The organism is Acinetobacter genomosp. 15BJ, assembly GCF_000400715.1.
Taxonomy (GTDB): Bacteria; Pseudomonadota; Gammaproteobacteria; order Pseudomonadales; family Moraxellaceae; genus Acinetobacter.
The window spans coordinates 757,380-772,274 of the sequence record NZ_KE007347.1 but is presented as its reverse complement, the minus strand read 5'-3'; the positions used below and the strand labels follow the sequence as shown (position 1 = coordinate 772,274).

Here is a 14,895-nt window from a genome sequence, read left to right as displayed (position 1 = left end):
TCAATCAGGAAAAGCCATGAATGCATATATCATTTTGATTCGTAAAGAACTTAAAGATAAAGATCAAATGAAAACCTACACATCCTTAGCACGCAAAGCCAGTCAAGGTTTTGATGCTGAACCGATTGTTTTTTATGGTCAATCCATTGCATTAGAAAATATCGAAAGCGACGGCGTTGCCATCATTAAATTTAGCAGTATGCAGGAAGCACAGAATTGGTATCACAGTGATGCCTATCAAGAAGCAAAAAAACACCGAGATTTGGCAGGTGAATATATGGTGATTCTGACTGAAGGGTTAGACTAGAAAATTCAAACGACATTAAATTACATATTTTTATAACTTATATAATTTAAGAATCACTTAAAAAATTATTTTAACAATAATATAAATAGTCACGCCTATACATTTTTAAATTAAAAATCGCTCACATACAATGCAATGTTTATTTACACTTTATAAAAAATGAAAATTCAATAAAACACTTTTAATAACAACAATATAAAAAACAATTTCAAGTATAGATTTCTTATTTCTTGTAAAAAACATTCTATTTTTCAATCAAATTAAAAAATTAAGCTTTATTTAAGAATAACTATTGAATCAAATCCACAAAATAAAATAGACTAAAAATGACACTAAATTATAAAAATAAAATTTATTTAGTATCATTTAATCCACAGTCATCATAGGAAGATGCAGAATGAATGATAAACACCCAGAAAGTATGCTCAGGAATGAGCAAAAGGCAGCGCTATCGCCTGAACAAGTGATTCATATACATCCAGAGCCGCATTTGGAACGCGAACATTATGGCTACCAATGGTATGTCGTCGTGATTTGTATGCTGGCTTATATTCTTTCGTTTGTAGATCGTCAAATTTTATCCTTGATGATCGAACCGATTAAACATGACCTGATGCTGTCTGACACTCAATTTAGTCTATTGCAGGGTCTGGCTTTTTCTTTGTTCTATGCCTTTATGGGTATCCCGATTGCCGCACTCGCTGATAAGAAATCACGGATTAAGATTATTTCGATTGGCATTGCATTCTGGAGCTTAGCAACAGCCGCATGTGGCTTAAGTAAAAACTTTGCTCAGATGTTTCTCGCACGATTAGGTGTAGGTGCTGGTGAAGCTGCATTATCCCCCGCTTTTTACTCCATCGTGACCGATTTATTCCCCAAAGAGAAGTTAGGACGTGCGTTAGGGCTATATGCGATTGGTGCTTTTATTGGCTCTGGTCTGGCTTTTTTAATTGGCGGTTATGTGATTAGTCTTTTAAAAAATGTTGATTCAGTCGTCCTACCAGTCATTGGACAATTAAAAACATGGCAACTCACTTTCTTTATCGTCGGACTTCCAGGTGTTTTACTCGCCTTAGTTATGATTTTAACGGTAAAGGAACCCACACGAAAAGGCTTAAAAGTTGATCAAAACGGGCAGCTAATCCAAGCATCATTTAAAAACTCAATTGCTTTTATTCGCACGCACAGAAAGACCTTTTTTTGCCACTTTATTGGCTTCTCGTTCTATACCATGATGCTGTACTCGCTACTTGGATGGGCGCCAGCATTTTACATGCGACACTTTGGTCTAGATGCCAGCCAAACAGGCTATATCCTCGGCAGTATTATTTTGGTTGCAAACACGGCTGGAGCTCTATTTTGCGGATGGCTCATCGATCATTTCTCCAAAAAGGGTTATAGCGATGCAGCGATTCGAGCAGGAATGATCGGCTGTGCAGCACTTATTGTCCCAAGTGTGCTGTTTACCCAAGTCGATAATATGTACTTATCCTTTGCCTTAATTTTTGTGGCTATGTTTTTCTCGACCTTTCCAATCCCTGCATCGGCTGCTGCAACTCAAATGCTTACCCCAAACCAATTACGTGCTCAGGTCTCAGCGAAATTTCTATTGGTTTCAAATTTGATTGCTTTAGGTCTAGGTACAACCGCTGTTGCGCTATTAACGGATAAATATTTTCAAAATACATTGATGGTGGGTAACTCCATCTCAATTGTAAATGCAGTTGCAGGCTTACTCGGTGTATTTCTGCTCTACAAAGGCTGCAAATATTATCGTGAAAGTATCAAACACGAACAACTCGGCTAAAAGTTATTACCGCCCTTCCTTTAAGCTGTATGAAGGAAGGTGCTCAATCTGAATTTTAAAATAATAGCGCCGAGGGATGGCGTACTAAAATTGGATATGGATGATGAATCACGTACATAAATTTAACCCGCTATACTTAAGAGCAGCAATTTTATTCGTCATGCTTGGATTTTCTAGCCCGATAGTTGTTGCTGCTGAAAACGGCAAATCTACTCAGGAAGAGTGGAAATTGACCCTGAAAAATGCCTATATCAACCGCGACTATGACAACCCAAACCTCAAAGATACAGGTAGCTGGTCACAAGCAGCGTCTTTATTCTACAAATCAAATATGCAGGATACACCCCTACAAATCGCAGATAAGCCCGTCACAATTGGTGCAGATGCTTCTGTTCAATATGCAGTGCGTTTAAGTAAAGATAAGCATGTAGCTGATACCGTCTTACCATTTGACACACAAACCCAATCACAAGTATCTGACTTTTTAAATTATGGAGCAGCGCTTAAACTGGGTTATGACAAAACCTTGTTCAGTATTGGTGAATTATGGCTTGATCTGCCAGTCACCGCAGTTGATAACAGCCGCCAGTTACTCGCTTCCTATTGGGGAGCCAACTTAAAGTCACAACTCTCTGATCAACTCTATGCCGAAATTGGGCGAGTCACCAAAGTATCACCTCGCAATGAAGAGGATTTTCGCAAGTTTTCCTTTACTGCCAATGGCAAAACCGTTTACTCGGATGGTTTAAATTATCTAGATTTACGCTATCAGTTCACCCCATCCCTTAAAGCAGAATATTACTTTGCTAATTTAGAAGACTTATACAACAAACACTATCTAGGCTTAGACCATACATGGAAGCAGCCAAATTTCAGCCTTAACTCCAAGTTCAAATATTTCAATGCCAAAAATGACAGTAGCAACTTTGATATTGATGCCCAAAATATTGGAATTCTTGAGATGTTCAAAGTTAAAAATCAGTCTTTTGGTTTGGGTTATCAACAGATTATTGGTGAATCTGCTTATCCTTTGCCAGATGGTTTTCTTCCTGAGACCTATTTTATTAACTGGAATGCCACAGGCTTCTTTAAAAAGAATGAAAAGTCTTATCACCTGATGTATGGCTATGATTTTAAGGACTACGTGCCTGGGCTAAATGCAATGGTGAAATATGTCTATGGTCATGATTTTAAAGCAGCCAATGGTGAGAAAAATCATGAGACTGAATCCAATCTCATTCTGAACTACGCCTTTCAACAACCCTATCTCAAAGGCTTTGCACTGCAATACATCCGCATTGACTATGATGTGAAACACGGCAATGACTTTGGTGAGGACCGTTTATTCGTGAACTATAGTAAACGCTTCTAAGTTGAAACCATGATCACTGGCTGCCATTCCGATATGACCCAGTGATCAGACAACGATTCAATAACATCAGCGCTCTGTCAGTTTGGTCAATTTTTTTTAATTTCATTTTCTATTATTTTTAATAAATCATTAAAAAACAAATTGATAAAACACAATAGTTAGTCAAATTACCCTTTATCTTTCTCCAATCGGCATGTCAAACAAGACATAGTCTTTTTCATTGGAGCATGTCAGCATAATTTTACAACCATCCTCTAGGATAAAACCATGTCGAATATGATGAATAAAGCTCAGGGATTTGGGCTATCTTTGATCACAAAACTCGCAGGAAGCGAAATGCTTGATCAACTCAAATTAAGAAAATTTGTAGAGAAATCATTATATCAAGGTTCAAAAACGGGCTTTAAAGTACTCAATAAAACACAAAAAGCATTTAAGCCACAACCACTCGATAAACAACGTCTCCCAAATCAGACTAACAAAAATCTGTTTGATCTCAGTCTGACTGAAGAACAGCAAATGACCGTTGACGCCATGTCACAATTTGCTGAAGAAGTCCTGTACACATTGGCACATGATGCAGATCATCATGCACAATTCCCAGAAGAACTGTGGCAACATTTGGTTGATTTGGGTCTCAACTATTATGCTTTGCCAGAGGCATTGGGTGGTGTGGCAGCAGAACAAAATATTGTCAGTAATATTCTGATTGCAGAAAGCTTGGCTAAGGGTGATTTCAGTCTTACTGCAGGTTTACTCAGCACCTTCAGTGTTATCAATGCGATTACGCGTTGGGGTTCAACACAAGTTCAATCGATGTACTTACCTGTATTTGCAGAAGATACTGATGTCACAGCAACCTTTGCCTTTCAAGAAACAACAGCTGCTTTTAACCCATATCAGTTAAAAACCACTGCCACCGAAGCCAACGGCCAGTTCTATATCACGGGTGAAAAAAGCTTAGTGCTTTTAGGTGATATTGCTGATGTCTTCTTGGTCAGTGCGGAGTTCAACGGTCAACCTGATATTTTCGTGGTGCAATCCAATAAAACGATTGCCATCAAAGCCAACCCTGCAATGGGCCTAAAAGCTGCTGAAACGGCGACCCTTCAATTTAATCAAACGCCAGCCTTACGCTTAGGGGATGCTGATTTTGATTACACTGCTTTTGTCGATCTTGGCAATTTGATGTGGTGTGCTATGGCAATTGGGACTTGTGAAGCGATCAAAGCCTACTGTATTAAATATGCCAATGAACGTACTGCCTTCGGTGAGCCAATCTCTCATCGTCAAAGTGTCGCTTTTATGATTGCAGATATGGCTATCGAAATTGATGCTATGCGTATGCTGGTTTTAAATGCAGCGAGTTTGGCAGAAGCTGGCAAACCGTTTCATCGAGAAGCTTACTTGGCCCGCCTGCTCTGTGCAGAAAAATCAATGAAAATGGGTACCGATGGTGTACAGATCTTAGGTGGTCATGGCTTTACCAAAGAGCATCCTGTTGAGCGTTGGTATCGTGATCTACGTGCGACTGCAATCTTGCATTCTGGCTTACATGCTTAATTTTGGAGAAAAATAATGAATTTACAAAATCCGAAAAAATTTAAAATGCTAGTTGATCAAGCACACGAAACAGCACTCAATGTTCTACGTCCGATTTCACGAAAATACGATAAAGCTGAACATGCCTACCCGAAAGAACTGGATATGCTGGCGGCATTACTGGATGGTATGAATGAAAGTGGTGAAGGTGTTGGTGCAGCCAATGCCAGTAAACGTGGCACTGCCAATCTTGATGCCATTGTAAATGGCGGCAATATGTCAGCAGCACTAGGTATCATTGAAATGTGTTATGGCGATACAGGTTTGTTACTCAGTATGCCTCGCCAAGGCTTGGGCAACTCAGCAATTGCAGCGGTTGCCAATGACGAACAGCTAGAACGTTTCAAAGGGACTTGGGCTGCGATGGCGATTACCGAGCCGGGTTGTGGTTCAGATTCGGCCGCAATCCGCACCACGGCGACCAAAGATGGTGATGATTATATTCTGAATGGCGAAAAGATCTTCGTCACTTCAGGTGAACGTGCTGATTCGGTTGTGGTCTGGGCAACCTTGGATAAAAAATTAGGTCGTGCTGCGATCAAGTCTTTTGTGGTACCGAAAGGCACAGCAGGCATGAAAGTTGAACGTCTTGAGCACAAACTGGGGATTAAAGCCTCAGATACTGCTGTAATCAGCTTTATTGACTGTCGTGTGCCTGCTGCCAATTTATTGGGCAACCCTGAAATTGATGTGGCTAAAGGTTTCGCTGGTGTAATGGAAACCTTTGACAACACCCGTCCACTGGTCGCAGCAATGGCGATCGGTTGCGCCAAAGCATCCCTAGAACGTATCAAAGAAATTTTTAAAGATCAGCTTGATCCTGACTACGCAACACCCTACTTACAGACCTCAAACCTAGCTGCACAAATCTATCGAATGGAAGCTGAATGGGAAGCTGCACGATTATTAATGATCAAAGCAACATGGATGGCAGACAATAAAAAGCCGAACTCGAAAGAAGCGTCGATTGCCAAAGCCAAAGCGGGTCGTGTAGGGAATGAGATCACACTCAAATGTGTCGAGCTAGCGGCAAGTGTCGGCTATGGTGAAGATGAATTATTGGAAAAATGGGCGCGTGATTCAAAAATTCTGGATATTTTTGAAGGTACGCAACAAATTCAGCAATTGATCATTGCCCGCCGTGAATTGGGTAAATCATCAAGTGAACTGAAATAATTTGTGAATCGGCAATAACCTAAAAAGGACGTTTTCATAACGTCCTTTTTGTTTGATTCATCCCGCTATGAATCCATATTTCCATTCACAAGTTTCTATTCAAAAACACTTTTTAGATCCTTAGGTAGACCCTGTGCCGTTTCTAATCCGCCCTGAGCATTCTTCCAGACTAAAGCCGGCGTCGCAAAAAAGCCATATTTATTCATCATCTCTTCATTAGCTTCCAGTTTTTCTGCTAGATGTGTCGGAATCGGTTTTAATTCTTTCAGTTTTTGTTTCCCTTTCGCCGCATTAAATGCTTCAAAAACCTGTTGCGGATTTGAAGCAGCCAGCAGTGTTGCGGCCTGCCCTCGGCTTTCAGAACGAATCACACCAACTTGAATATGACGTAATTGCACTTTACCTGCTTTCACATACGGACGGGCCTTTTCCCAAAAAGCATGACAATACGGACAATTTGGATCGGAGAAGACATAAATAATCCGGGGTGCTTTGACATTGCCATCCTGAATCCAAGCCGATTTTTCCAGACTTTTCCAAACATCATCCAAAACAGATTGCTTCACATGCTTATTCAGCGCATCAACGGTTAAATTATCACCTTTGGCATTATGCAAATCCCCAACAATATAATATTTATTGTCATTTGAGATAAAAACTGTCATTGGATTTTGCTGCATATGCCCAGCCCAACCCGTCATTTGTGCTGGCGCTTCAATTTGCTTTACAAAGCTAAAACCTTCTTTTTCCAGTTTTTGTTTAATATTTGGAACTGCGGCAATAAGCGGTGTTGAAGACATTGCAAATGCCGTCACTGCCAAGAGTTTAAGATATCGATTCATTGAGAGACTCCCTCATTAAGTTGAGTGATTTTTTGTAAATATTGTTTCAGCATTGCAGGCGTAAGTTCGCCTAAATGACGTTCCACTAACTGTCCTTGTGCATTGAAAAACAAAGTGCTTGGCAGTCCAAACATATTCATCTGCTCCGCCATTTCTCCATACGGATCAGATAACACATGCTGAAACTGGAATTGATGCTTCCGCAAATAATTGTGAATCACATCGGGGGTTTCACCCTGATTCAGCATGACAAACTGAACATGAGGATGATCGTGTTGAGCCTGATACAGCACAGGCATTTCACGGTGACAAGGTGGACACCAACTGGCCCATAGATTAATGACTGTCGGTTGACCTACAAATTGAGTTAAAGATTGGGCTTGCTGATTAAGATCAGAAAAAGTTAGTTCTGGATATTGTTGTTCAGTCTGAAATCTCTTGTGTATACCTAGGCCACCCAATTGCACAGCAAAGAAGATGACCAAGCTCCCCGCAATGACGACATAGTTTAAAAAACGATTTTTCCAAATAAACCACACACTCGCAGCTACCAAGCCACTATAGAGATGAAAGCCTTTATCCTGAATCTTCAAAATATCAATCGGATGAGCGAAGTAAACATCTGCATGTATCACGACAAAACCGAATCGTGCAGCAAGCAGTCCGATCAAAATCGCGGTCCAGAGCGAATCCTTATAAACCTGCCAAATCGCTGTTGACCAGAGAAAGCGACGACTTAAATACAGGCCGAATAGCTGCACGCTGCATAGTCCCGCCAGAATAATCAATAATGACCACGGCAAAATAAAGATCCAGAGATGTAAGGCTTCTGAAGAAATAAACATCATTTCTCCCCAGACATTAACTGAATATTTTGAACCAATTGCTTCGCGCTATAAGTCCCCGTCAAGCGTAAATCTCGAATTTCCTGATGACTTGGATCGAGAAATAAAACTGTTGGAGGTCCTAAAATTTGCCATTTCTTCAAAATGATGTCCTGAGAAGCCTCATAATGGGTTAAATCAAGTTTAATTCTCACCACATTTTCAATCGCCGCCTGTACAGCAGCAGAAGGTAAAACATCTCGCTCAATCGGTTGGCAAGCCACACACCAGTCTGCATAAACATCAATCAATACCGCTTGATTCGGATGCTGTGTCAGCGCCTGTTCAAGTTCATGTTGAGTTCTAACCACCGTCCATACATGTAAGGAGGATAATCGTTGCTGATGAAAAGAAGATGTTGCTAAGTGTATTTGCCAAATGCTGCTTGCTGTGAGCAACCCAACAAGACCAAGCAGCATCAGTCGGTAAGAAAGCTTTTGCACATATCGCAACACCACGATCAGATAACCTGCCATTGCAATCAAAACAAGCGCAAGAACTGAATAATACAAAGCACTTGCTAATAAAGGCCGAGCAAAATACACCGCTAAAGCTAACATAACAAAACCAAAACAGAACTTGAGACGCTCCATCCATAGTCCTGGTTTAGGCAGATACTTCGCTCCAAAAACACTGGCAATAAAAATTGGAATGCCGATGCCCAAGCCCATCAGGAATAAGTAAAGCCCGCCTAACATGCCATGTTCAAGCTGGGAAACATAGAGTAAAGCACCTGCAAGTGGTGCACTCATACAAGGGCCTACGATCAAAGCAGATAATGCTCCCATGATCGCAGCACTGAATAGCGTACCGCCCTTTTGACCTTGTTGGATTCGATCTAAACGTTGCAATACGGACTGCGGTAGAGAGAGCTGATATAAGCCAAATAAATTGAGTGCAAATGCAATAAACATCAGTACAAATAAGCCGATCACCATTGGGTTTTGAAACCAACGCTGAACATTAAAGCCAATTTGTGACACCACAAATCCCATGACGGCATAGACCAAGGCCATACTGGTGACAAAAGTCAGCGCAATCAGTGCTGCTTTACGCCTCTTGTTCTGTTGTACCAAAATACTGGACAAAATCGGAATCAAGGGCAAAGAACAGGGTAAAAATGCCAATAAAACGCCAAACCCCAAGAATGCAATAAGATTAAGCCAAACCGTTTGGTTGGAGAGAAGGCTAAGGAAAAACTGATCATTGTTCCAATCTTGCTTGAATGTTTTGCTAGCGACCTGCTGCTGGCTGCTTGATTCAGCAGCAGCCGTTGTACTCTGCGTTACTGAATCTTGCTGAATATTCACTGTGTCCGTAGAATCATTGGTCTGTTGAGTATCTTCACTGGGTTTAATTGCTTCAGCCTGTATAGACTCACTCTGGGCAGTATTTAAGTCTTGGTGATTCAACGCCTCCGAAGTATCGGTCGTTTTTTCTGGCTCTTGAACTAAAAGTGCCAATTTAGTTTGTGCTGATCCTAACTTTTGTTGTGGCAATAAACCTGTTGCATCGGTTTGAATCGTTGTTCTTTGTACGGGATAACAGAGCCCATCATCAGCACATCCCTGCCATTGCACACTGTATAGCTGATTCGGCTGCACCTCGAATTGAGCTGTGACTTGATTATAATGTACATCCGTCTTACCAAAGGTTGGGTCATCTTTTTCCTGTCCTTTAGGTAATTTTAAGTCAATATTTTTACCATTCACGCTCAGCTTAAACTGGTCATGATATAAATAATAATTGGGGACGATGTCCCAATTGAGTTCAGCCTTTTCTTTGGAAATTGAACTGGCTTGGAACTTAAAAGCTTGATCGGGATGTAAAAACTCATTCCCAGCCCACGCTGTGGTATTTAATCCAAGGATCATACCGATTAAGAGTTGAAATCGCATACCATCTGATCTAAAGCATTAACATGATGGCATTATCAAACAAGCAAAATTAAGAGAACATTAAGGCGCTTTTTTATTTGTAGAATAGGGACTCTATTGAGGAAAAGCCATGTTTGTCGTACTTGTTGAAGATGATCCCTATATTGCTGGAAGTATTATCGCTGCTCTGGATTATCTCAGTATTTCAGTTGAGCATGTAAATACAGCCAAAGCTGCCGATTATTTTATCCGTAACAGCGCAGTAGATTTATGTTTGCTTGATCTCGGCTTACCCGATCAAGATGGATTAGAGTTGTTACAAACATGGCGCAACGATGAACTGCATGTGCCCGTACTGGTACTGACAGCACGTAACCAAACCCAGCAATGTGTCGAAGCTTTAAATGTGGGTGCAGATGATTACCTGACCAAGCCCTTTGATTTAAGTATATTGATTGCCCGAATTCACGCCTTAACAAGACGAAATAGAGGTTATTCCTCTAATACGATTCAAATTGGAGAGCTTCAAATTCATCCAGATACGCAGCAAGCCTATTATCAGGGTCAGCTCTTAACGCTTTCACGTCGTGAATATAGCTTGCTTGAATCGTTTATGCTTTATCCGAATCAGATTCTTAAAAACGAAGACTTAATTGATAAAGTTTATGGTTTTCAGGAAAGTATCGAGAGTAATGCGATTAATGTGCATATCTATCATCTTCGACAAAAAATCCACCCAGATATTATTCAAACAATTCGTGGTGTGGGCTATATGCTAAAAGTAGCCGAGTAAAAGAGATGAAAAGTTATAGTTTAAAATGGCGCTTGGTGACCACAATTTCCATTGTGTTTATCTTACTTTGGTCATTGGTCTTTTACTGGCTCTATGTCGATTTAGAAAAACGCTTGCAATCTACCTTAGATCAACGCCTTTCTGCATCTGCCCAAATGGTTGCTCATTTGATTCAGCAACTTCCTGTGAATGAAATTATCGATACCTTAAACTCGACGCAACAAAAGCATGACAGTCAAAATCTACTGGTTTGTGAAGTTTCCTTTTTGAATTCTGGTTCTGGAACTGACCCACAAGTGATTGTCAGAACCCAAGGTTCACCCAAACTTTCAACACGACATGTTGGTTTTAGTACATGGCAAGAAAATAATATAGAGTGGCGCAGTTATGTATTGCAAAAAGGACATATACAAGTTGTTACTGCTGAGAAATTACAGCTTCGCTATTCCTTACTCAAACAGATTTTACAGTCGGTACTGATTCCTTTAATTCTGACTTTAATTTTATGTATCTTATTAATTCTATGGATAGTTCGTGTTGAATTTCAACCCCTTGATCAAATTGCACAGCGAGTCAAACAAAGGAAGCAGCATTTTTCCACTGCGACAACAGAGCTGCTTGAGCTAAAAGCTCAAAATATTCCTCAAGAAATCCAGCCATTTGTTGATAGCCTAGTTGAACTTGTGCAGAACCTGCACCAGAGTTTAGAAAATGAAAAGAGCTTTAGTGCGTTTGCAGCACATGAACTGCGTAGCCCACTAACCGCAATTAAAACGCATGTACAATTAAGTAAACTGATGTTGGCACAGCCACAAATAGAATCCGAAAAGTTACTCAATAATCTAGAAAAAGCAGAAATAAGCATTCAACGTTACCAGCAACTGCTTGAACAGCTTCTGTTACTCAGTAAAACTGAGATTCAATTGCCATCATTATCAGACCAAACTGATGTTAGCGCTTGTTTAAGACAGGTCATCACTGAGCTTGAAAAAAAATATACTGATCTACCACAACAATTGGATGTGAACTGGACCAGCCTATCAGCTATGGCACTCCCCCATGCTACGCTCAGTATTGTTTTGAAAAACTTGATTGAGAATGCTTATATACATGCGCAACCTCCTATTCAAATTTACATGGAACACCACGTTTTGATTGTGAGCGATCATGGCAAGGGATTAAGCAATGCTGAGTTAGATCTGCTAACACAAAGATTTTGGCGTAAATCCGCACAGAATGATGGACACGGACTCGGTTTAGCCTTGGTCAGTCAATTACTTGAGAAATATGGCTATCGCATTCGCTTTAGCCATCATCTCCCAAGTGGTCTTAAAGTGATTATTTCATCTGTTCAAAATTCTGAGTGAACAGAATACAATGGATAAGCCTAAAGCTTAGCGCATGGTGACAAACTCTTCTGCCGAGGTAGGATGGATCGCAACCGTATTATCAAAGTCTTTCTTGGTTGCTCCCATTTTCAAGGCAACAGCAAAACCTTGCAGAATTTCATCCATACCAAAACCAATTCCGTGAATCCCAACAATTTTTTCATTATCACCCACACAGACCAATTTCATTTTGGTGGGTTGGCGATGTTGAGTAATCGCACTATACATCGCGGTAAATGATGAGTTATAGACCTTAACCTCTTTTTGACCATATTTTTCAATTGCTTCCTGCTCAGTAATTCCCACCGTTCCTATTGGAGGGTGGCTAAATACCACAGTTGGAATATTGTCGTAATCTAAATGCTCATCAGATTTATCATTAAAGAGTCGTTCGGACAATCTGCGCCCAGCAGCTACAGCGACAGGTGTTAGTTCCATTTTCCCAATAATATCGCCAACGGCATAGATCCCCTGTTGTGAGGTATTCTGGTATTTGTCAACCTGAATATAACCTCGTTCATCCAGCTGGACATTGGCCTTCTCCAGATTCAAACTCGCAGTATTTGGCTCTCGACCAGTTGCCCAGATCAGACAATCAACTGTGTAGCTTTCACCATTCTCTAAATGAAGTACCACTGAACCATCAGCATTTTTTGTGATTTTTTGAGGTACGGCTTGGGTATGTACAGCAATGCCATCTGTCCGCATTACTTCGACTAAGGTTTCACTTAAGAAAGAATCAAAACGTCTTACAGGTAAATCCTTACGAATAAACAATCCAACCTGAGAACCCAAAGCATTCAGCACACCCGCCAATTCAACCGCAATATAACCTGAACCAATCACTGCGGTGGTTTTTGGTAAAGCACTTAGTTCAAAGAAGCCATTTGAATCTATGCCATATTCCACCCCATCTATTTTAGGTAATGAGGGCTGTGTCCCTGTTGTAATCAGGATATGATCCGCTGTGAATCGCTCACCGTTAACTTCAATGGTATTTTTATCAATGAAATAAGCCGCACCCTGAATAAGATCAACTTGATTTTTGCTTAGGCTATTTTGATAAGATTGGTGAATTCTATCAATATAGGCCTGACGATTTTTGATTAAAACCTGCCAATCAAATGACTCGACTTTAGTATTGAAACCATAATCAAGAGCATATTTCTGAATCGATTCAGCGACATGCGCGGCATACCACATGACTTTTTTAGGAACACAACCAACATTAACGCAAGTCCCGCCTATTTCAGATTTTTCAATCAAGGCACATTTTTTTCCATACATCGCAGCACGATTGACTGATGCAATGCCGCCACTACCGCCACCAATCGCAATATAATCATAATGTTTTGTCATCTTTACCTCATAAACCAATTACAAGATTATTTTTAAGTTATACATAGATATACAGTAAGAATATTCAAAATCTGTACTTAGTTAAGCTTTTTATACAAGAAAATAAAAAGGCACTGACGATTACTCATCAGTGCCCTGCTTTGGGAAAGCAGTTTGGATTATGCTGTAGTTGCTGTCTCAGTAGAAACTTCAGTCAGAGACTGATCAACCACACCAAATTTCTTAAATAGTTTTGCACGACGTTTTGGAAAAATATTGGCTTTATTCAAATCACCTTTATAGTGATCAAATACACGCTTATCCATCATTTTTGACCATAGTGGTGGAATCAAAGCTGGCAATAGCATACTTGCATAACCACTCGGCAATTCAGGCGCTTCATCAAAATGACGTAACGCTTGGAACGGACGCGTCGGATAAGCATGATGATCTGAGTGACGTTGCAACTGATACAAGAATAAGTTGGTCACAATATTATTATTGTTCCAGCTATGTTCTGGCATGGTACGTTCATACTTACCATTCTTGTCTTTCTGACGCTTTAAACCATAGTGTTCGATATAGTTAATAATTTCAAACAAGCTAATGCCATAAAAAGCCTGTGTTGCCAAGTAAGGAATAACACCCTTACCAAACAAACCCACCATTGAACCATGGAAAGCTGCACTCATTCCCCAACCTTGTAATAGTTCATTTTCAGTTGACCAGAATTCTTTGCCCTTACGCTTTAGACGGTTGGTTTCAATTTCAATTGCAGATTTAAAAGAACCAATGACGGTACGTGGCCAAAACTCATAAAAGGTTTCACCCATTTGTGAAGATGCTGGATCTTCAGGTGTTGCAGCACGTTTATGGTGGCCATAAGGATGTTCAATTCGGAAATGGTTATAGCCTGTTGGCACAAGTGCTAAATGCGACAGAATGTGGTCAATACGATCGTGTTTATGACTCAGTTCATGTGCTGTATTAATCGCAATCCCGTTGATTGCACCCATTGAGATCCCTAAAAAAATCTTATCAATGAACGATGTTTCTTTACGACTAGTTAAATAGCATGCATATACATTAGCTGCATATTGCAAGGGAATAAAGCTTTTAACCAATCGAGAATAATAAGGGTCTTTTTCAAGCAGTCGAATATCTTCATCGGTTGGATTATTGGCATCTTTACCAATAATGGTGTCAATCGTAGGAATGATAATATGTAAAACGATTGGTCCGCCTAAAGCAAAAACTTTTTTCAATGGACGTGGTGCAAATTGATAACCTGCTAAAATACCAATCCCGATTGCAGGTAAAGCTGGGCTAATGGCCCATAAATAACGTTTACGATCTAATTCAGTTTTTGACTTTGGAATGCTTACTGGCGTAAGTTCTTGCTCAACATTTACTGGCGCATTCATCATCGAATCCATGTCTTTGTATATATAAGTATATTTTGAGGAATTATGAAATTCATGACAGTTGCAAGCGTCCAAAAAACCT

Annotated in this window: 12 protein-coding genes; 7 read left to right on the top strand and 5 right to left on the bottom strand. The window is 40.2% G+C overall.

What is annotated here, in order from left to right; genetic code table 11:
* Positions 1-16: 16 nt before the first annotated feature.
* The 5 genes from F896_RS10470 (at position 17) to F896_RS10490 (ending at position 6,267) form a co-directional block, all read left to right on the top strand.
* Entirely contained in the window at positions 17-307 is a 291-nt protein-coding gene (locus F896_RS10470) for a DUF1330 domain-containing protein (RefSeq protein ID WP_016163587.1), read from the top strand.
* A gap of 397 nt (positions 308-704) precedes the next feature.
* Complete coding sequence (locus F896_RS10475) at positions 705-2,117, top strand: spinster family MFS transporter (RefSeq protein WP_016163586.1); 1,413 nt, start codon at positions 705-707, stop codon at positions 2,115-2,117.
* A 103-nt stretch (positions 2,118-2,220) separates the two neighbouring features.
* The gene (locus F896_RS10480) at positions 2,221-3,489 is read left to right on the top strand and encodes an OprD family outer membrane porin (RefSeq protein WP_016163585.1); all 1,269 of its coding nucleotides are present in this window, start codon (positions 2,221-2,223) and stop codon (positions 3,487-3,489) included.
* Positions 3,490-3,765: 276 nt separating this feature from the next.
* Entirely contained in the window at positions 3,766-5,052 is a 1,287-nt protein-coding gene (locus F896_RS10485) for an acyl-CoA dehydrogenase family protein (protein WP_171069683.1), read from the top strand.
* A gap of 15 nt (positions 5,053-5,067) precedes the next feature.
* A complete protein-coding gene (locus F896_RS10490) occupies positions 5,068-6,267 on the top strand; it encodes an acyl-CoA dehydrogenase family protein (protein ID WP_004653327.1) in 1,200 nt (399 codons plus the stop codon).
* 95 nt (positions 6,268-6,362) lie between these two features.
* Here F896_RS10490 and dsbG read toward each other — a convergent pair whose 3' ends face one another.
* Genes dsbG through dsbD form a run of 3 tightly spaced genes read right to left on the bottom strand, consistent with a single transcriptional unit; the run spans position 6,363 to position 9,891 of the window.
* Positions 6,363-7,109 (bottom strand): thiol:disulfide interchange protein DsbG, encoded by a 747-nt coding sequence (gene dsbG, locus F896_RS10495; protein ID WP_016163583.1) that lies wholly within the window; start codon positions 7,107-7,109, stop codon positions 6,363-6,365.
* Positions 7,106-7,954, bottom strand: coding sequence for a TlpA disulfide reductase family protein (locus F896_RS10500; RefSeq protein WP_016163582.1), 849 nt, complete (start codon positions 7,952-7,954; stop codon positions 7,106-7,108). Before F896_RS10500 ends, dsbG begins: the two co-directional genes overlap by 4 nt.
* Positions 7,954-9,891 (bottom strand): protein-disulfide reductase DsbD, encoded by a 1,938-nt coding sequence (gene dsbD, locus F896_RS10505; RefSeq protein WP_016163581.1) that lies wholly within the window; start codon positions 9,889-9,891, stop codon positions 7,954-7,956. Before dsbD ends, F896_RS10500 begins: the two co-directional genes overlap by 1 nt.
* A gap of 109 nt (positions 9,892-10,000) precedes the next feature.
* Between dsbD and F896_RS10510 the strand changes: the two genes are divergently transcribed.
* Entirely contained in the window at positions 10,001-10,663 is a 663-nt protein-coding gene (locus tag F896_RS10510; protein ID WP_016163580.1) for a response regulator transcription factor, read from the top strand.
* 5 nt (positions 10,664-10,668) lie between these two features.
* A complete protein-coding gene (locus tag F896_RS10515; RefSeq protein ID WP_016163579.1) occupies positions 10,669-12,030 on the top strand; it encodes an ATP-binding protein in 1,362 nt (453 codons plus the stop codon).
* A gap of 27 nt (positions 12,031-12,057) precedes the next feature.
* Here F896_RS10515 and gorA read toward each other — a convergent pair whose 3' ends face one another.
* Both gorA and F896_RS10525 read right to left on the bottom strand, forming a co-directional pair.
* On the bottom strand, positions 12,058-13,410 hold the full coding sequence (gene gorA / locus F896_RS10520) for a glutathione-disulfide reductase (protein WP_016163578.1): 1,353 nt from the start codon (positions 13,408-13,410) through the stop codon (positions 12,058-12,060).
* 158 nt (positions 13,411-13,568) lie between these two features.
* Entirely contained in the window at positions 13,569-14,813 is a 1,245-nt protein-coding gene (locus F896_RS10525) for an alkane 1-monooxygenase (RefSeq protein WP_016163577.1), read from the bottom strand.
* Positions 14,814-14,895: the final 82 nt, after the last annotated feature.